19 protein-coding genes, 1 tRNA gene and 1 pseudogene are annotated in these 17,794 nt (G+C 36.6%); 7 read left to right on the top strand and 14 right to left on the bottom strand.

Annotated features, from left to right (window positions below; genetic code table 11):
- Window positions 1–584: 584 nt before the first annotated feature.
- The 3 genes and pseudogenes from ACFIM6_RS02980 to ACFIM6_RS02970 form a co-directional block, all read left to right on the top strand.
- Window positions 585–878, top strand: a pseudogene (locus ACFIM6_RS02980) (hypothetical protein); the annotation flags it as partial.
- A 113-nt stretch (window positions 879–991) separates the two neighbouring features.
- Window positions 992–1,345 (top strand): hypothetical protein, encoded by a 354-nt coding sequence (locus tag ACFIM6_RS02975; protein WP_375611582.1) that lies wholly within the window; start codon window positions 992–994, stop codon window positions 1,343–1,345.
- A gap of 305 nt (window positions 1,346–1,650) precedes the next feature.
- Entirely contained in the window at window positions 1,651–2,673 is a 1,023-nt protein-coding gene (locus tag ACFIM6_RS02970; protein WP_375611581.1) for a tyrosine-type recombinase/integrase, read from the top strand.
- Between the two features lie 352 nt (window positions 2,674–3,025).
- Here ACFIM6_RS02970 and ACFIM6_RS02965 read toward each other — a convergent pair whose 3' ends face one another.
- The 4 genes from ACFIM6_RS02965 to folE all read right to left on the bottom strand — a co-directional run bounded on the left by ACFIM6_RS02965 (window position 3,026) and on the right by folE (window position 5,869).
- Window positions 3,026–3,532 carry a hypothetical protein gene (locus ACFIM6_RS02965; protein WP_015856440.1) on the bottom strand — a complete coding sequence of 169 codons (507 nt, stop codon included), beginning with the start codon at window positions 3,530–3,532 and terminating at the stop codon, window positions 3,026–3,028.
- 137 nt (window positions 3,533–3,669) lie between these two features.
- Window positions 3,670–4,842: an alpha/beta hydrolase gene (locus ACFIM6_RS02960; RefSeq protein ID WP_375611580.1), complete on the bottom strand. Its 1,173-nt coding sequence runs from the start codon at window positions 4,840–4,842 to the stop codon at window positions 3,670–3,672.
- 193 nt (window positions 4,843–5,035) lie between these two features.
- Window positions 5,036–5,120, bottom strand: a tRNA-Leu gene (locus ACFIM6_RS02955).
- A gap of 137 nt (window positions 5,121–5,257) precedes the next feature.
- Window positions 5,258–5,869: a GTP cyclohydrolase I FolE gene (folE, locus tag ACFIM6_RS02950; RefSeq protein WP_375611579.1), complete on the bottom strand. Its 612-nt coding sequence runs from the start codon at window positions 5,867–5,869 to the stop codon at window positions 5,258–5,260.
- Between the two features lie 125 nt (window positions 5,870–5,994).
- On the opposite strand from folE, the gene ACFIM6_RS02945 reads away from it, so the two are divergent.
- From ACFIM6_RS02945 to thrS, 3 genes are all read left to right on the top strand, one after another.
- A complete protein-coding gene (locus ACFIM6_RS02945; RefSeq protein ID WP_375611578.1) occupies window positions 5,995–6,423 on the top strand; it encodes an iron-sulfur cluster assembly scaffold protein in 429 nt (142 codons plus the stop codon).
- Window positions 6,424–6,774 carry a membrane protein insertion efficiency factor YidD gene (yidD, locus tag ACFIM6_RS02940; protein ID WP_375607118.1) on the top strand — a complete coding sequence of 117 codons (351 nt, stop codon included), beginning with the start codon at window positions 6,424–6,426 and terminating at the stop codon, window positions 6,772–6,774.
- A gap of 111 nt (window positions 6,775–6,885) precedes the next feature.
- Window positions 6,886–8,862, top strand: coding sequence for a threonine--tRNA ligase (gene thrS / locus ACFIM6_RS02935; RefSeq protein WP_375611577.1), 1,977 nt, complete (start codon window positions 6,886–6,888; stop codon window positions 8,860–8,862).
- A 1,049-nt stretch (window positions 8,863–9,911) separates the two neighbouring features.
- On the opposite strand, the gene ACFIM6_RS02930 is transcribed toward thrS, so the two are convergent.
- From ACFIM6_RS02930 to ACFIM6_RS02910, 5 genes are all read right to left on the bottom strand, one after another.
- Window positions 9,912–10,415: a MerR family transcriptional regulator gene (locus ACFIM6_RS02930; protein ID WP_375607116.1), complete on the bottom strand. Its 504-nt coding sequence runs from the start codon at window positions 10,413–10,415 to the stop codon at window positions 9,912–9,914.
- 196 nt (window positions 10,416–10,611) lie between these two features.
- Window positions 10,612–10,926, bottom strand: a complete 315-nt coding sequence (locus ACFIM6_RS02925; RefSeq protein ID WP_375611576.1) for an integration host factor subunit alpha — start codon at window positions 10,924–10,926, stop codon at window positions 10,612–10,614.
- 77 nt (window positions 10,927–11,003) lie between these two features.
- Window positions 11,004–11,978, bottom strand: a complete 975-nt coding sequence (locus ACFIM6_RS02920) for a beta-ketoacyl-ACP synthase III (protein WP_375611575.1) — start codon at window positions 11,976–11,978, stop codon at window positions 11,004–11,006.
- A 49-nt stretch (window positions 11,979–12,027) separates the two neighbouring features.
- Window positions 12,028–13,098, bottom strand: a complete 1,071-nt coding sequence (gene plsX, locus ACFIM6_RS02915) for a phosphate acyltransferase PlsX (RefSeq protein ID WP_375611574.1) — start codon at window positions 13,096–13,098, stop codon at window positions 12,028–12,030.
- 149 nt (window positions 13,099–13,247) lie between these two features.
- Window positions 13,248–13,805, bottom strand: coding sequence for a DUF177 domain-containing protein (locus tag ACFIM6_RS02910; protein WP_375611573.1), 558 nt, complete (start codon window positions 13,803–13,805; stop codon window positions 13,248–13,250).
- 221 nt (window positions 13,806–14,026) lie between these two features.
- Here ACFIM6_RS02910 and ACFIM6_RS02905 point away from each other — a divergent pair, with 221 nt between their 5' ends.
- The gene (locus tag ACFIM6_RS02905; protein WP_375611591.1) at window positions 14,027–14,506 is read left to right on the top strand and encodes an outer membrane protein assembly factor BamE; all 480 of its coding nucleotides are present in this window, start codon (window positions 14,027–14,029) and stop codon (window positions 14,504–14,506) included.
- Between the two features lie 73 nt (window positions 14,507–14,579).
- Here ACFIM6_RS02905 and nusB read toward each other — a convergent pair whose 3' ends face one another.
- The 5 genes from nusB to nrdR form a co-directional block, all read right to left on the bottom strand.
- Window positions 14,580–15,050, bottom strand: a complete 471-nt coding sequence (gene nusB, locus ACFIM6_RS02900; protein WP_015856452.1) for a transcription antitermination factor NusB — start codon at window positions 15,048–15,050, stop codon at window positions 14,580–14,582.
- 2 nt (window positions 15,051–15,052) lie between these two features.
- Window positions 15,053–15,508, bottom strand: coding sequence for a 6,7-dimethyl-8-ribityllumazine synthase (locus tag ACFIM6_RS02895; RefSeq protein WP_375611572.1), 456 nt, complete (start codon window positions 15,506–15,508; stop codon window positions 15,053–15,055).
- A gap of 81 nt (window positions 15,509–15,589) precedes the next feature.
- Window positions 15,590–16,207 carry a riboflavin synthase gene (locus ACFIM6_RS02890; RefSeq protein WP_375611571.1) on the bottom strand — a complete coding sequence of 206 codons (618 nt, stop codon included), beginning with the start codon at window positions 16,205–16,207 and terminating at the stop codon, window positions 15,590–15,592.
- Window positions 16,189–17,319, bottom strand: a complete 1,131-nt coding sequence (gene ribD, locus ACFIM6_RS02885) for a bifunctional diaminohydroxyphosphoribosylaminopyrimidine deaminase/5-amino-6-(5-phosphoribosylamino)uracil reductase RibD (protein ID WP_375611590.1) — start codon at window positions 17,317–17,319, stop codon at window positions 16,189–16,191. Before ribD ends, ACFIM6_RS02890 begins: the two co-directional genes overlap by 19 nt.
- Complete coding sequence (nrdR, locus tag ACFIM6_RS02880) at window positions 17,312–17,794, bottom strand: transcriptional regulator NrdR (protein WP_375611570.1); 483 nt, start codon at window positions 17,792–17,794, stop codon at window positions 17,312–17,314. The genes ribD and nrdR overlap by 8 nt, the downstream gene beginning before the upstream one ends.

Raw genomic sequence — 17,794 nt, 5'->3', positions numbered from 1 at the left:
ATGGAACCGCTAATAAATCCACTCAAAACAGCCACTGCCCTATAACGCTTTTAACAAAAGCACATGCCTCTGTGACCCAAAAAGTGACACCCAAAAACTGCTTTATTTTACAAAAACCACTTTATTTTAACTGCTGAAGATCTCTCCCCCACATTTATATAAAGAAACCTCTAAACAAAACTGTTTAGCCCGTCAATGGTTAATACATTAATATCCCCATAAATATAAAGGATAAATTTGCTCAACCATATCCCCTTGCATTCATAGAGTGAACCTTCAAAAGACGCCTCATCTATAAGTTTTGAAGGTTTTGAGTATTTTGAGAAACCTTCAAAACCTATCTATAAAATGCGTGGTAAAATGTATCAAAACACTCATTCTGATATCTTAAAGCACATAGTGCATTTGTCTTTTTTCCATAAAATAAACAGCAAATTTCACTATTTTTCTGATCTGACCCCGTGTCATGGGCTTTGGATAAACCGCATTTAAAAAACTTTTTGAAAAAAATTTATCCGCTTTTAAATGACTTTACCTCACCTGATACTCGCTATTTATCCTAAATAGATTTAATTGACTTCATTATTAAAGCATTAAAAGATTTTGCTGATATCAAAGCAGGTACCTTAGGCGGCTTTATTGAAAAGGAAGATAACCTCTCTCATGAGGGCAATTGCTGGGACTATGATGAGGCTCTTGTGTTTAAAAATGGTCACGTTTATGAAAATGCAAGGGTTTATGGCAATGCTAGGGTTTATGAAAATGCCAATATTCATGGCATTGCTGTTATTCGTGAAAATGTCGGCGAGTCTACTAAAATAAAAACCTATACTGAACGTCTCTCTCCTTATGGTGAATTAGAGATTGTCTGGGTCTAATCAATAAAGCGGTGTAAATGAAAGTACAGGCGTGGCGGGGGCGCTCCTCTTTCAAATTTTCCTATTCCAAATTTTAGCAAACGTTTATCATATTAGATTGTGAGGGTATCTTTATGTGCAAAAAATACCAATTAACAAATGAAATCAAACAAATTAAAGATAGAATTACTAAGAAAATTACAAACCTTTATCGCATTAAAGCTTTAAAAGACTTTGATGATGTCAAAGTAGGTGATCTGGGAGGCTATATCGAAAAGGAAAGTAACTTATCCCATGATGGCAATTTCTGGGTGTATGATAATGCGTGGGTTTATGGCAATGCCAAGGTTTCCTATCATGCCAAGGTCTGGGGTAAAGCCTATGGCAATGCAAAATTAAACAGTCAAAGTAAAGTAAGTGTCGTTCCAAAAAAATGTAAGGTTTATGAAAACGATAATGTTGTCAATATAACTGATAAAACAGAATAAAAATAGATATGGGGGGCGTGCCTTTTTTATGGTGTATAAACGCATATAAAACGCATTGCTATAAACATATCATAAAAGAGAGAGTAAAATAAAAAAAAGCCGCGCCAAGTGATATGACGCGGCTTTCAAATAGCGATTCTTATTGATTAAAATGAATCATCCACAATGGAGTAATCAGTGCATATATACAAAACGTATCATATTGCAAGTGCTTTATGAGAGATATAAAACTTATCAAAAGGAATGTAAATGTTGCGTATGATCTTTAATCACTCATTTGAATTACAGAGCCTATAAACGCTTTTATGGCTATCAAACAAATTACTCAACATGGCAAAATTGTATGGTATGTACGTATTGGTCACGGTAAACGCATTAGAATACGCGGTACCTATGGAACGCAAGAGTTTGTTGATAACAACAAAAGCACACTTGTCGAGTTACAAGGGCTTATACTTCCTAAATCAAAAACCGGTAAACTTGTTGAAGGTTCATTTGCATGGCTGCTTAAACAATACTTTAACAGCTCTAATTGGCATAGCTACACTAAAGCTACAAAAAAACAAAAAGAATACATTCTTATGAGGATATGCGACTCCATAGGAAATATTCCATACCAAGCAATTGAAAAGAAACATATTATAGCCGGTGTTGAACGGCGTAAAGATACACCAGCAATGGCTAGAAACTTTCTGAAGTCCCTTAATGGTCTTTTTAATTGGGCAATTGATCAAGGTCTTTTGGAAAATAATCCAACTTTAGGCGTCAAAAAACCTCCTCTTAAAAATAAAAGCGGCTTTCCTGTTTGGACAAAAGAAGATGTTGAGAAATATTATCAAAGATGGTCCCATGGTACCCATGAACGCGTTTGGATTGATATTCTTCTGTATACGGGCTTACGTCGTGGTGATGCGGTTCGCATTGGCTGGAAAGATGTCAAAGACAATATTATTCATCTCAAAACAGAGAAAAGTAAATTCCAAACAGATGTCTTTCTACCTATTTTACCGGAATTAGCCAAAACGCTTGAAACTGATCCTATTGGAGAAGAAACATTCATTTGTGGTAAAGAAGGTAAAAAACTAGTTAAAGAAAGTTTTGGCAACCTTTTTCGAGAGGCTTGTAACGTAGCAGAAATAAAAAAATCAGCACATGGCTTAAAAAAATTAGCAGCAACACGCGCAGCTAACTCTGGTGCAATAGTACCACAACTCAAAGCAATTTTTGGCTGGACAAATGATGCTATGGCATCTCTTTACACAAAGAGTGCAGATCGCAAAAGGTTAGCTATAGAGGCGATAAAAAAGCTTCAAAAAGATGAGGGATAGAGGCAAAAAACTCAATAGAATCAAGATTCACCTATTCCCTTATATTAGACATAACTATTTTATTTTACTTGCTTTTTATTTGCCTAATGAATATACTAACAACTTCATGATATTGGTAAAATTATCCGGCGGGCTATTATTAAAAGAATCAGAAAGTTTTTTGTAAAATTCTTTCCACAAACATTTTTTTCAATAAAGCCACCTAATTCATCAGCCTTAACTTTAGCAAAGATATAAGGCATGTGTTTCATTTATTAAAGCAAATTCTTTTCTTTAAAAAGGTTATAGCCTTCTATCTAACAGCGTTTTTGCTGTAAAATTCAAATTATCTATCTGCTCAACTAAAGAACTTTTATTGTTTAGCTTTTGTGCTTTTTTCAAAGAGATGTGGGCTTTCAAGAATAAGCTTTTCTCGTGCTTTTTGTAACTGTTTAATGACTTCATCAATCTTTGACGGAGAACAAAAAGATTCTTGGCTATTCAACAAATGCAGCCTCTCCTTTCCCTCATATAAACATTGCATCTGAGATTGAAGAATTCTAACTTCTTGAAAAAAAAGACGTCCTGTTTCCTTAAAACCATTATTAAGTGCAAAAAGTTGATCAGAAATGGATAGCAGAATTTGTTTTAAAAAACGCTCATTTTCTTGGCGTTTACGATATTCTAAAATAAGAGCATGGCTTATCTCATCTAACTGTTTTTTTGTAGAATCAATTTGACGCAATAAATTTGGTTTTTCCCCCATATCACCTTTTCTCACCTTCACAAGCATAGCATGAATGTCTAATAACTTAATTGCGGAATGAGACAAATAATCAACAACTGTAGGCGTATTAACATAGCGTTTACGTGCAATCATCACAAACTCACCTAATGACTGTTTTTTACATTCATCCCGCTATTTATTTTTCATTTTACAAGACCATTCTAAAGAAAGTGCTAAAAAATATTACCTCCAATACATTATTCGATGGAGCCCCTTCTCTCTTTTCACGATCAACGTGGAATCCGTGGAGAGAGAAAACGTACAGGTGTATAAAGGATAAGATGTGTTGTTTTTTCCAATACACTACTACCATCAGCAAGAAGGGCTTGACTAGGTGACAATTCTGTACCTTGCATAATTGTGGAAGCCAAAGAACCTTCTCGAGAAAGAGCCATCAACGTTGGCGAAGATGCAAAGACATTGTGTGCTCCCCCATCCACATGAGAGAAATCAAGAACAGCTATTCCATTTTTACGCAACATTTCAATATCTGAGCCATCGCCCACACGATGATGTCCACCCGTAAGACGTCCTGAAACCGCAAGAGCTTTATCCGCTCTGGATACTAAAATAGCGGTTGGCTGCGGGAGTTTTTTTATATCATTAAGTTGTCGCTCAAATACATCAACATCAATATCTGGTGCAGCCATTAATAAACTTGTAATACGACGAATAGGCTTATATTTTCCCTGTAACGCTAACGTTCTAAATGCTTCCATTATAACAAAATTGCCCATAGAATGTGCAATAACCGAAATTTGATCAGCATTGGTTTCACTAATAAGTGTTAAAAGCTCTATCAATCCGTCACGGGCAAAATTAGCACTGTCACGATCATAAATATAAAGAGGAACTGATCCGGCCGAAGGCCAAGAATAATGCACAGCGACAACATTTAAAGAATAATCGTGTGTAAACTGTGCTGTACGAAATGTACCATCTGCAAAATTATTATTATACCCATGGATAAAAAGAAAAATTTCTCTTTTTCCTTTTGGCTTTTTTGCTAAAGCAGCATTTAATTGCTGTTTAAACTGTTCTTTATTATCGTATTTTTGCAATGCTACTGCTGCAAAATACTTATCATGCGTAGGTTTATAGGCATTTATTTCAACAACTCCCTTTACATGTTGCTGAGGAATTCCTACGTCAACACGATTATAATGAACTTTATTTGATCGCTCTGCACCATAAGGTTGAGCGTAATTATTTTGCATCATACGACTTGTTGCAACATACACTGGAACGACGGCTTTTGGAGAAACTGGTTTCCCTTCAACTTCCCTTTCTACGGCAGTCATAGAAGGTGTTGCATGCACCCCATGCCAAAGTACAGCACGTGAATCACTACACGCTGATAATAAAGAAATACAAATAAGAAGTGTTAAATATCTCAGAATCATTATACTTCTCACTGCAACTTCACCCCACCTTATAAAAATATAACATTTCAAATGCATAGATAAAGTAATAAAAAACGAAACATTATTGGCAACACACCAACAAATAACATACAAAAAAGATTTTTCTATAATGCCTATAAATCCCCTCTCTCTAACATAACTTCATCTCATTATGGAGAGACTCACTGCTAACTGGTGCGGTCGAGAAGACTCGAACTTCCACGGGTTGCCCCACAGCGACCTCAACGCTGCGCGTCTACCAATTTCGCCACGACCGCACGTGGAAAGAAAAAATCTTGGTTTTTAGCCTTTAACAAATCATAAAGAAAGGTACAAGCCAATTTTCTTTTTCTCATAATTTATTTTATCCGGATGCTTTATAACTTAATAAAGATTAAGAGAAATATGGGCTTTACTATGACCTTTGAACCATCATCATAAAATGTGCTTGTGCCGCTTGATCTTTTTCATAATAACCATGAAAGTTTTTTGTAATTGTTGTAGAGCCCTGTTTTTGGATTCCTCTCATAGCCATACACATGTGCTCAGCCTCAATCAATACTGCTACACCATGAGGCTTCAGATACGTTTTTAACGCGTGAGCCACTTGCGCTGTCATAGCTTCTTGAGTTTGTAAACGACGAGAAAAAATATCTACAACACGTACAATTTTTGAAAGACCAACAATTTTTGCATTAGGAAGATATGCTATATGTGCTTTCCCAATAATTGGGATCATGTGATGCTCACAGTGTGAATAAAAAGGTATATTCTTTACGATTACGGCTTCATTGTATCCTGAAACCTCTTCAAAAACTGTACCTAAGGTTTCTTTAACCGATTGACTATAACCATTAAAAAGCTCGCGATATGCCTTGGCTATACGTTTTGGAGTATCTAAAAGCCCTTCTCTATTTGGATTTTCCCCTATCCATAAGAGTAATGTACGAATCGCTTCTTCCACCTTTTCAATACTCGGACGCTTTTCTTCAGATAAATTTGCGTCTTCTTTAACAACATTACGCATTCAAAAACTCCAAGCTTACTCTATACAAAGCATTTGCTCCATACCTATCTCATTTTGTATAATCTCTATATAAGCGAATTAAAAGTTTAAACAATCACGACTTTCAAAATTTCAGGCAATAGCGCATGATTGATACTATCTATAATGATAAAATACTTAAATATGCTGCACATATAGGCAAAATTGGGCGTCTTAATAATCCTGATGCAACATCAAGAAAACATGCACACCTTTGTGGTTCGACAATCACTGTAGATTTAAAAGTGGAAAATAGTATTATTACCGATTTTGCTCACGAAATACATGCATGTGTGCTAGGGCAAGCTTCAGCTTCACTTTTAGCATCTCATATCATCGGACAAACAACTCAAGATCTTAAAATATTGCGTGAAGTTATCTACCAAATGCTAACGCAAAATGGTCCTTCTCCTCAAGCTCCATTTGAGGATTTTTCTTGCTTACAGCCCATTAAAGACTATAAAGTGCGCCATGCAGCAACACTACTACCCTTTGATGCAACGATAGACTGCATTCAAAAAATTGAAGAAAAATAAATGTTCAAATCACAATCTAGACAAAAAAAGTTGACTCGGAATTACACAGGCACTTGGCAAAAAACACCCGGACGATTATTGGGTATTTTCTTAATACGGTTCTATCAAATAACACTTTCGAGCCTTATAGGCAATCAATGTCGCCATGCCCCGACTTGTTCAGAATATACATATGAAGCGATTGCACGCCATGGGCTTTGGGCTGGTGCATGGATGGGACTCTTTCGTATCATGCGTTGTGGGCCCTTTGGAACAGATGGCTTTGATCCAGTCCCTCCATCGCTTGGAAATTCTTGCTGTTTTTATAAACCTTGGCGTTACTGGAAAATTTCTGACAAACACAACAAATAATCCTTTTCTTTTTTCACATGTATTGATAAAAAATTAGTCTATAAGCTTTTTACTCAATTTTCACGAAACCATCCGCAATCGTTAGCGGAATTGGATTAAAAGGGTGTTTTTATGTCTTGCTCTATTTCTCTTTTTTTTCCCGATGGTTCAAAACGTAATTACCCCGCTGAAATGACAGGCTTGGAATTAGCAGAATCTATTTCTAAATCACTTGCAAAAAAAGCAGTCGCCTATAGTCTTGATGGTATCACGCGAGACTTATCGGATCCATTGGGACAATCTGGTCAAGTAGAGATTATTACCCGAGAAGATTCACGCGCTCTTGAGCTCATAAGGCATGATTGCGCCCATGTCCTTGCTGAAGCAGTGCAAGAGCTCTTTCCTGAAACGCAAGTAACAATAGGTCCTGTCATTGAGAACGGATTCTATTATGATTTTGCACGCCAACAACCTTTCACATTAGATGATCTCACCGTCATTGAAAAGAAAATGCGTGAAATTATCCAACGCAATAAACCTTTTAGAAAAGAAATTTGGTCTCGTGAAAAAGCAAGAAAAGTTTTTTCTGAGAAAAAGGAATTTTATAAAGTTGAACTTATTGATAGCATTCCTGAAAATCAAGATTTAAAAATCTATTATCAAGGGGAGTGGTTTGATCTTTGTCGCGGACCGCACATGCAATCTACAGGGCAAATTGGGAATGCTTTCAAATTAATGAAAGTTGCAGGAGCTTATTGGCGTGGCGATGCCAATAATCCAATGCTCACGAGAATTTATGGAACAGCATTTGCAAATGAAAATGACTTAAAAGCCTACCTCCATATGCTAGAAGAAGCTGAAAAACGTGATCATCGCCGCTTGGGACGTGAAATGGACTTATTTCACTTTCAAGAAGAAGGGCCAGGAATGATTTTTTGGCACAAAAAAGGTTGGAAAATGTTCCAAAATTTGATCAGCTATATGCGTAGACGCCTTGATGATCATCAATATGCTGAAGTTAATGCACCACAAGTTCTCGATAGGTCACTCTGGGAAATATCTGGCCATTGGGGTTGGTATAAGGAGAATATGTTCAAAGTAATTTCAGCAGAAGAAGATTCAGATCATGGGAATGTTTATGCCCTTAAACCAATGAACTGCCCTGGTCATGTGCAAATTTTTAAACATGGTTTAAAATCTTATCGTGATTTGCCTATTAGACTTGCTGAATTTGGACTTGTTCATCGTTATGAGCCTTCAGGCTCTTTACATGGTCTTATGCGTGTGCGTGGTTTTACACAAGATGATGCGCATATTTTTTGTACTGATGAACAATTAGCCGATGAATGTCTCAGTATTAATGATCTTATTTTATCAACTTATGCCGATTTTGGTTTTAAAGAAATTAGTCTTAAGCTTTCAACCCGTCCAGAAAAACGAGTTGGATCTGATGCATTATGGGATCATGCAGAAAGTATCATGGAATCTGTCCTTAAAACGATTGAAACAAAATTTGCAGGACAAATCAAAACAAGCATCCTTCCAGGTGAAGGAGCATTTTATGGTCCAAAATTTGAATATACATTAAAGGATGCTATCGGTCGTGAATGGCAATGTGGAACAACACAAATAGACTTTAATCTCCCTGAACGTTTTGGTGCATTCTATATTGATAAAGATTCAGAAAAACGTCAACCTGTTATGATCCACCGTGCTATTTTTGGATCAATGGAGCGTTTTCTTGGTATATTAATTGAAAATTTTGCTGGACATATGCCACTTTGGCTTGCTCCTGAACAAATTGTTGTTGCAACAATTACATCCGAAGCAAATGAATATGCCCAAAAAATAACAGCAAAACTTAAAGCTGTTGGGCTTTCCGCAACAATAGATCTCCGCAATGAAAAAATTAACTATAAAATACGAGAACATTCTTTACAAAAAGTCCCCGTAATTTTGGTATGTGGCAAACGTGAAGCTGAAACAAACAGCGTAAATATGCGCCGCTTAGGAAGTACAAATCAAACCCTTTTATCTGTAGAAGATGTGATTAAACAACTCTCAAATGAAGCAACACCTCCAGATTTGCAACGTGTAATAAATGCATAATATCACGGAAGATGGTAATACGTTAATTTTTTACTATAAATTTTCAGTTTTTGTACAAAATGAAATAATTTGATATTGTAGTGTGTTTTTGTTTCATGCACAATGACCTGTCACCAGAAAGAATAACGTGCTCTTTCTCTACAAGGTGGATTGGTGAAAAAGTTGAATATAAGCTATGAGCTGTTTAAATGCAAAAATCATAGACAATTGAATATTAATAATAACATTAATCTTTTACCTTTATAATAAAAAAATTCTGCTATTATGATGGATAGATCATTACAATAATTATAGAAACATCAAGCAAGAAAACTGAAAACAAGATTATATTTATTAATAAAAAATATGTAAAATTAGCTGAACAATGATATTTCTTATTCGTAAGATAAGCCCTTATAAAAAGGACAATATATTGATTTATAATGATAATATATCGTTATTCATATTAAATAAGGTTTCGAATATCATAGGCTTCTCTTATTTTTAATATGTTTATGTTGAATCTATCAAAATCATTTGCTTGCACGAAACAAGCGGAATGAGTGCGTGGATAAAAATTATTGAGAAAGGACTTTTAAAATGCCTACAATGAACCGCCTAAAGTGCTAAGAATTGTTGCAGTCATTGAGAACAGGCTATAATTATAATGATGATGCCGACTTGAACCTTCATAAGTATAAAAATAGCGGTACTCAACGAGTTTACCATTAATCATTCACGAGGCATTATGGTAAAATAAGATTAAGAAGCCTTAAGAAACATCTCTTTAAAACAAGCACATGAATTGGTAAGCTAATGGCATTCTACATCCCGCAATCTACACTGATGAGATATTGCCTTAATTTTTATAAAGCCAAATCAAAAAAAATGGCAAAACTCAGCGTTTATTCTTTCTCTTCTTCATGTTTTACTAAATGAAAAACTCTTATAAAAAACTCGTTAAATATACACATACGATATATGACTACTCGCTGAACGTATAAAATTCTGGGCACATCCATAAAACATCTAAATATCTACGAAACACATATAAAATAAAAAAAATATTATTATCGTGCTCTATCAAGAACACGCTTACATTCAATGAGTTCAAACAGAATTTCTTGTAACAATGCTTTATCAGTTTTATCTTTGTAAAGATTCACAGAACCGACAGATGTTTCTCCCTCATTCCTCATGAAACTCAAAAGCCCAAAAGAAGATTTCTTAGGCTTATTGCTAGCATTTTCAGAAGTTTGTCCTGCATGTTTTTTCTCTATGACCACATTCATAGCATCAAGATCACCATTACCCAATGCAGTCACAAAAGCAACACCATTTTCTTTCAAAAGGCGTTGCACACCTTTTATCGTATAACCCTGATCATATAGTAACTGCTTAATACCATTGAGCAAATCAACATCGACCGGACGATAATAGCGCCTTCCTCCCCCACGTTTCATTGGTTTAATCTGCCTAAAACGTGTTTCCCAAAATCTTAAGACATGCTGCGGAAGCTCCAATAACTCCGCTACTTCGCTAATTGTGCGAAAAGCATCAGAGCTTTTATCCATTTTGTAACACCTTATTTAAAACAAAATAAATTACTTCACAATGACTCATTCTGTCTCAATTTCTCAACAAGATTAGTCAAAAATAAGACCATCATTGATACCTTACTCACCAGTCTTTTTCTAAAAAATAAAGACCCTTATTTTATACATTTCTTTAACAAATACCAAACATACCATGGCATTTATTTATGAGATATCATTTTTTCTGTTTTGCACGATGCGAATCTAAAATTCTCTGTTTAAGGACATTGGCAGCCTTAAACGTCACAACACGTCGCGGCGGAATCGGTGCTTCAACACCTGTTTTTGGATTGCGTCCAACACGTTCATTTTTACTGCGAACCTGAAAAGTTGCAAAAGAAGATAATTTAACCGCTTCACCTCTTATAAGTGAGTTGCAAATCTCATCCAAAACCAATTCGACTAAAGCTGCTGATTCAGTATGTGACAAGCCCACTCTTTTACAAACTACGCTCGCTAAATCTGCACGCGTTACTGTCTTACTTGTCATTATAACCACCTATTAAAATATTAAAAATTACAAAATGACTTATACGTTTTCTTGAAATATGGTCAAGTAGCCATAATTTACCAACGAATAAGAATTGCTCCCCATGTAAATCCACCTCCCATGGCTTCTAACATGATAAGATCTCCTTCTTTTATTTTTCCATCGCAAACAGCTGTTGTTAAAGCCAACGGAACTGATGCAGCAGACGTATTACCATGTTGATCAACGGTAATCACAACTTTATCTAGTGAAATTCCCAGCTTTTTAGCAGATGCTTCAATAATGCGCTTATTAGCCTGATGAGGTACAAACCAATCTAGTTGTGAAGAATCCATACCTGCAGCTGCAAAACAATCATCAACCACATCCGTTATCATACCAACAGCATATTTAAAAACTTCTCGTCCTTCCATACGCAAATAGCCTGTCGTTTGTGTTGTTGAAGGTCCACCATCAACATATAGCTTATCTATATAAGCACCATTAGAACGCAATTTCGCAGACAATATACCACGCTCAAAAGCAATACCCCCCTCAGTTTCTAGTGCTTCCAAAATAACAGCACCAGCACCATCACCAAACAATACACATGTCGTACGATCTTCCCAATCTAAAATTCGAGAAAATGTATCGGATCCAATAACTAAAATTCTTTTAGCTCCCCCACACCGTAAATAAGAATCTCCTGTTGTTAAAGCAAAAATAAAACCAGAGCAAACAGCTTGAATATCAAAAGCAAATCCATGGCTCATTCCCAAAGCATGCTGAATTTCAACAGCAGAAGCAGGAAAAGTACGATTCGGGGTGGACGTTGCTAAAATAATACAATCGATGTCTTTTATTGTTAAACCAGCATTTGTAAGTGCTGCTTGCGCAGCCTCAACTCCTAAAGAAACAGTTGTTTCATTTTCACTGGCAATATAACGTTGGCGTATTCCTGTACGCTGAACAATCCATGAATCTGACGTTTCAACAAACTTTGCAATCTCTTCATTTGATAAACTTCTTTTCGGCAAAGCACTTCCTACACCACGTATAATTGACCGAATCATTCAGCTCTTACCTTTTCTTCAAATTTTTCATTTCTATTATAAGAGCTTATCATAAGGACTCTCCATTCATCACCACTTCATCTTCTTGGTCAAAAAGTGTTTCTTTATTTTCATGAAATCGCCGTAAATCAGCCGTTATTTTTTGTAAAAGTCCGTTATTAACCATTTTATAACCAACGCGGATAGCAGAAGCAAAGCCATTAGCGTTAGCACTGCCATGACTTTTTATAACAACACCATTCAAACCTAAAAGCACTCCTCCATTCACCCTATCAGGATCCATTTTATGTTTCAGTATACGAAAAGCACCCCGTGATAAAAAATAACCAAGAGATGTTAAAAAAGAACTGCGCATTGCAGAGTTTAAAATCTCTCCTATCTGTCGCGCGGTTCCTTCTGCGGTTTTTAAAGCAATATTACCAGAAAACCCCTCTGTCACAACAACATCGACTGTTCCTTTTCCAATGTCATTGCCTTCAACAAATCCTTTATATTCCAATCCTTCTAATTGCACTTCACGCAATATCATTCCTGCTTTTTTTATTTCATAAAGTCCTTTAACCTCTTCCACCCCCACATTTAAAAGCCCAACACTTGGTCTTTCAGTGTGATATAAAGCGCGAAACATACCTGCTCCCATAACCGCCAAATCAACCAACTGACTAGCAGAGGCACCAATTGTTGCTCCAATATCTAAAACAATACTCTCACTGCGCAGTGTTGGCCAGATACCCGCAATACCAGGACGTTCAGCCTCTGCAAGCATTTTCAAACAAAAATAAGACATGGCCATGAGTGCACCCGTATTACCAGCAGAAATGCAAGCATCAGCTTCACCATTTTTTACCGCTTCAATGGCGTACCACATTGATGATTTACCACGTCCATTACGAAGTGCTTGGCTTGGCTTTTCATCCATGCGTGTATAACTTTCTGTAGGGCAAAAGCGCGATACAGAATCCAAACAGGGATATTTTTTTAAAACCGGACGAACAGCCTCCTCTACTCCATAAAATAGAAAATAAATATTTGATAAATATTTTTGTACAATTGCTGCTCCTGCAATAGCTGCTTCTGGACCGTAATCACCGCCCATGACATCCACAGAAATTCTAATCACGCTTGCATATCCCACATCTTTTCATTTACATCTTTAAATACATATTATGATTTTTAGCTCCTGAATACTCACACAGCACATCTTGCGAAAATCGCTCCGCAGAAAATACCGTTTAGCATACAATAGATATTTTTTGTATGTTTCTGCAATCACTTCCAATTTTTCAAAACAGAAAATGGAGAGAATTTTCGCTCTGCTTCTTCTAAATTTTCAACCATATTCATCTTTATCCCTTCTTTACGTGGATAATGATTAATAGACAACTCAAAAAACTCTTCCATGATTGCGCCAATATCAATTTTATCATCATAAAACACTTCAGGAGTATCAAGCCCCTCCACATCTAAAAACAATTCCCCTGTATCCTCTGATATTTGGGGCTTCATCAAATTTGAATCTTCAGGAACAAAAACAACCTCAATATTTTCACAAAGGATATTTTCTAATGGTTCTAATGTAACAACACATAACTGTAGTATACGCGCTTGCAACAGACCTTTTATACGCACTCCGCGTTTTTTCCACGGGAAAATATGGAATTTTCCCTCACAAGATTTTACTTCAATTAAATCATGGTTCTGGGCTAAATGTGTACATTCTTTTTTGTTTGCACAAAAATGAACCCTTATACCTTTAGCAGGGAGAGAACGTACAGATATTGGATAAGCCAAAGCAAATGTCATTTGAGGAACATTTTGAACATTCATTGACAACTCCCAAACATAAAAACGCGTAAAGCAATATGTTTTTATTTATCTCAAGTATTTATGCATTTTTTTCTTTTCTAAAGAAATTCTATATGGCATAATTTGCTTTATAACAGGGAAACTCAGTGTAAGCTACGGTAGATTAAGTTAAAATTAGAAAAAACTTGAGGTTGCCTTCTTGTCCTACATCTCAGTATAAAAAGGAGATACCATTGTTTCAAATGCCTCACATAATAGCCTTAATCAAACGTAAATTATTGATTGGTCTATCAATAGCAAGCATAGGAATGCTTGCTGGGTGTAGCCTTCTTGATTCTTCAGGTTCGAGCCAAATTTATAGAGAAGGCTATGTTCTTGATAAAAATGCTCTAAGTTCTATCTCTATTGGCTCAAGTCAAGAGCAAGTTCTTTTAACTTTAGGGACCCCTTCATTAAAAACAAAATATGATAATGAAGTTTTTTATTACATCTCACAGACACGTTATCGTGGGATGCAGTTTATGAAAACAAAGATTATTGATCGCAAAGTTTTAGCCATTTACTTCAATAAAAATAATCAGGTTGCAAAAGTTGCAAATTACGGATTACAAGACGGTCAAGTGTTTGATTTTATTACACAAACAACGCCAACTGTAACGAAAGAACATCCTTTCTTAATTCAAATTATAAAAGGCCCTGTGAATTTGCCACCCCATAACTAAATTATATAGTCTGCATACCGTTTCAATATTATAGGTCTGATAATATCAGATCTATAATAGGGATTTGTACCTCTTAGAGGCGGACTTTTTTTGCCATACTGTCGAGAACTGCATTAACAAGTTTTGGCTCATCACCTTCAAAAAACGCCTTTGCTATGTCAACATATTCATTCATGACAACTGCAACGGGAACATCTTTACGGTTGATCAACTCCCATAAACCTGCTCGTAAAATTGCTCGCAATATAGAATCAAGACGTGAAAGAGACCACTCTGCAGAAAGCTGTTGATGAAGCAGCGGATCAAGCTGCTTTTGATCTTTTACAACACCCGTTATAATAGCCAAAAACCATTGAAAATCAGCTTCAAGATATTGGTCTCCATCAATATCTTTTCCCAAACGATAAGCCTCATACTCAGCTGCCGTTTCCATCACCCCCGAACCCACGATATCCATTTGATAGAGTGCTTGAACTGCAGCGAGTCTTGCTGCTCCACGTTTATTGGCTGAACGCGGAAAATGTCTGCTTTTTATATCAGCCATATTTAACGATTATCTCCAAATCTCTTTTTTAGAGCGATCATACATAAAGCAGCTTCAGCCGCAAAACCACCTTTATTTTTGTCATCTAGTTTTGCACGCACCCATGCTTGTTCTTCGTTTTCAACAGTCAAAATACCATTTCCAATAGCCAAGTGCTGATGAACAGTTAAATCCATCAATGCACGACAAGAATCATTAGCAACAATTTCAAAGTGATATGTTTCACCCCGAATAACACAACCAAGAGCAACATAACCATCATACGATATCTTGTTTTGTTCAGCAAAAGCTATTGCACTTGGTATTTCTAATGCTCCAGGAACCGTTACAACATCATAACTTGCTTCAGCTTTTTGCAAAGTATTCACTGCACCTCTCAAAAGTGCATCAGAAATCCCCTCATAAAAACGTGCCTCAACAATCAATACGTGAGGCTTTTTACCTATCTCTTTCATCATAATGGAATTCCACAAAAAACGAATCAAAAAAATCAAAGTTATAAAGCATAAAATTCTGAAAACGATCAATAGAGTGTTGGCTTATTCATCTTCTCTTTTTAAAGTAAAAAGTTTTGCAGCATAACGAGCAAGTTGATCAATTTCCAAATTGACCCGATCTCCAATTTTAGCTTGTCCCCACGTTGTCATTTCAAGTGTATGGCGAATAATAAGAACATCAAAAACACAATCCTCAACACCATTAACAGTCAAAGATGTCCCATTAAGTGCAATAGATCCCTTATTAACAATGAAAGGCATAAATTGTCTTGAAACTTTTAAATAAAAGCGAATTGCATCCCCTTCATTTTTTTGATCAATGATTTCAGCCAAACCATCAATATGACCAGAAACTAAATGTCCTCCCATTTCATCACCCAATCGAAGCGAACGTTCCAAATTAACAAAAGTTCCTTTTATCCATTGTGCAAGATTCGTTAAACGTAATGTTTCTTCCCACGCCTCGACAACAAACCAATTGGAATCTTCTTGCTTTAATCCTCGCTCTACAATTGTCAGACAAATTCCTGAACAAGCAATTGACGCCCCAATTGCTAAGCTTTCTATAGCATAGCGGGTAGAAATCTTTAAACGCATCCCCTGCTTTAAAGGTTGAACATCTTCAACACAACCAATATCCGTTATAATTCCTGTGAACATAATGTCTTACGTCTCCACTTATAAAAACGGTCATTTCCAAACATTCTTGTCTCAATCTCATGAAACTGCGAGAGATAATTTCCAAAATGAGGGGCTTCAATACGATTTTTGCCTAAAACAATGGGGGTATGAAAACATATCAAATGATCAACACAACCAGCATTCAAAAATTTTTCCCCTGTCTTGACACCCCCTTCCAATAAAACACTATTAATCCCATGTTTATAAAGCATCTGTAAAAGAGCAAAGGGTTCTACACAACCATTGTTCATCTCGACCGAATAAACAGACACACCATATTGCTCCAATGCATTTTTTTTGCTTTTCTTTGAAATATCCACATCACAAATAACCCATGTAGGAATTTTTATGGCTGTTTGGACAACTTTTGCATCAAGGGGGATAGATAAATCTGCATCCAAAATAATACGAATTGGTGAGCGCATCTCCATCCCTGGCAAGCGGCAATTGAGTTGTGGATCATCTGCTAATATAGTACCAATACCAACGAGGATAGCATTATTTTGAGCACGTAGAATATGCGTATGGGCATGAGAAAGTGTTCCACTAATTTTTACGCTGCCCTTCTCTCTTTTTCCAACACCATTATCGGCAGAAATTGCCATTTTAAAAGTGACCGCACAGCGTTGTATCTTCCTTATGCACCAATGCGTCCATAAGGATTCAAAAGCCTCTTCAGCTAAAATGCCCTCAACCACTTCAATACCCGCCGCTCGCAAAAGAGCAATACCATGACCATCAACACGCTTGTCACAATCAGTCAGCGCAATAACAACTCGAGAAACACCTGAATCAATAAGCGCATTCACACACGGCGAAGTTTTTCCATAATGCGCACAAGGTTCTAAAGTAACATAAGCAGTCGCTCCTTGAGCCAAAGAACCTGCCATGTGTAAAGCTTGCACTTCCGCATGAGGACTCCCATGAATAGCTGTTACGCCATAGCCAACAATAAAAGCCCCCACAGCACCATTATCGTTTCGCACAATTAACGTACCAACGGAAGGATTCTCACCTGTAAGACCGACATGACGTTCTGCTAAACGAATAGCTGCAGCCATAAACCGTTCATCTTGCACTTTTTTATTCATCAAAACGAGATTCTGTATCCGCGATACCCTTTGACAATTCATCTATAACATCGTGAAAATCGCTTGCATTACGAAAATCTCGATACACAGAAGCAAAACGAATATAAGCAATATCATCAATTCTTTTCAATGCTTCCATCACAAGATGCCCAATTTTTTCTGAAGAAATCTCTGGTTCTCCCAAACTTTCAAGCTGGCGTACAATGCCAGAAATTGCTCGTTCAATATGATCAGGATCAATATTGCGCTTACGTACAGCCACATCAACTGATCGCATTAACTTATCACGATCGAAGGGTTCACATCGTCCACTTTTTTTAGCAACCAAGAGCTCACGCAACTGAACACGTTCAAAAGTTGTAAAACGACCACCACAAACGGAACACACACGGCGGCGGCGAATCACTGCCCCCTCTTCTGCTGGACGAGAGTCTTTGACCTGTGTATCCTCATATTGGCAGTAAGGACAGCGCAT

The organism is Bartonella sp. AA9NXGY, assembly GCF_042196845.1.
GTDB lineage: Bacteria > Pseudomonadota > Alphaproteobacteria > Rhizobiales > Rhizobiaceae > Bartonella.
This window is presented reverse-complemented; position numbering and strand designations above follow the sequence as displayed.

What these genes read in the sequence shown, in the direction of transcription:
- ribD (WP_375611590.1), bottom strand. Translation starts at nt 17,319, where the DNA reads ATGAATAAAAAAGTGCAAGATGAACGGTTTATGGCTGCAGCTATTCGT.
- ACFIM6_RS02920 (WP_375611575.1), bottom strand. Translation starts at nt 11,978, where the DNA reads ATGATTCGGTCAATTATACGTGGTGTAGGAAGTGCTTTGCCGAAAAGA.
- ACFIM6_RS02945 (WP_375611578.1), top strand. Translation starts at nt 5,995, where the DNA reads ATGATTGATACTATCTATAATGATAAAATACTTAAATATGCTGCACAT.
- ACFIM6_RS02965 (WP_015856440.1), bottom strand. Translation starts at nt 3,532, where the DNA reads ATGATTGCACGTAAACGCTATGTTAATACGCCTACAGTTGTTGATTAT.
- nrdR (WP_375611570.1), bottom strand. Translation starts at nt 17,794, where the DNA reads ATGCGCTGTCCTTACTGCCAATATGAGGATACACAGGTCAAAGACTCT.
- ACFIM6_RS02930 (WP_375607116.1), bottom strand. Translation starts at nt 10,415, where the DNA reads ATGGATAAAAGCTCTGATGCTTTTCGCACAATTAGCGAAGTAGCGGAG.
- ACFIM6_RS02895 (WP_375611572.1), bottom strand. Translation starts at nt 15,508, where the DNA reads ATGATGAAAGAGATAGGTAAAAAGCCTCACGTATTGATTGTTGAGGCA.
- ACFIM6_RS02910 (WP_375611573.1), bottom strand. Translation starts at nt 13,805, where the DNA reads ATGAATGTTCAAAATGTTCCTCAAATGACATTTGCTTTGGCTTATCCA.
- ACFIM6_RS02925 (WP_375611576.1), bottom strand. Translation starts at nt 10,926, where the DNA reads ATGACAAGTAAGACAGTAACGCGTGCAGATTTAGCGAGCGTAGTTTGT.
- ACFIM6_RS02890 (WP_375611571.1), bottom strand. Translation starts at nt 16,207, where the DNA reads ATGTTCACAGGAATTATAACGGATATTGGTTGTGTTGAAGATGTTCAA.
- yidD (WP_375607118.1), top strand. Translation starts at nt 6,424, where the DNA reads ATGTTCAAATCACAATCTAGACAAAAAAAGTTGACTCGGAATTACACA.
- folE (WP_375611579.1), bottom strand. Translation starts at nt 5,869, where the DNA reads ATGCGTAATGTTGTTAAAGAAGACGCAAATTTATCTGAAGAAAAGCGT.
- ACFIM6_RS02905 (WP_375611591.1), top strand. Translation starts at nt 14,027, where the DNA reads ATGCCTCACATAATAGCCTTAATCAAACGTAAATTATTGATTGGTCTA.
- nusB (WP_015856452.1), bottom strand. Translation starts at nt 15,050, where the DNA reads ATGGCTGATATAAAAAGCAGACATTTTCCGCGTTCAGCCAATAAACGT.
- ACFIM6_RS02960 (WP_375611580.1), bottom strand. Translation starts at nt 4,842, where the DNA reads ATGATTCTGAGATATTTAACACTTCTTATTTGTATTTCTTTATTATCA.
- ACFIM6_RS02970 (WP_375611581.1), top strand. Translation starts at nt 1,651, where the DNA reads ATGGCTATCAAACAAATTACTCAACATGGCAAAATTGTATGGTATGTA.
- thrS (WP_375611577.1), top strand. Translation starts at nt 6,886, where the DNA reads ATGTCTTGCTCTATTTCTCTTTTTTTTCCCGATGGTTCAAAACGTAAT.
- ACFIM6_RS02975 (WP_375611582.1), top strand. Translation starts at nt 992, where the DNA reads ATGTGCAAAAAATACCAATTAACAAATGAAATCAAACAAATTAAAGAT.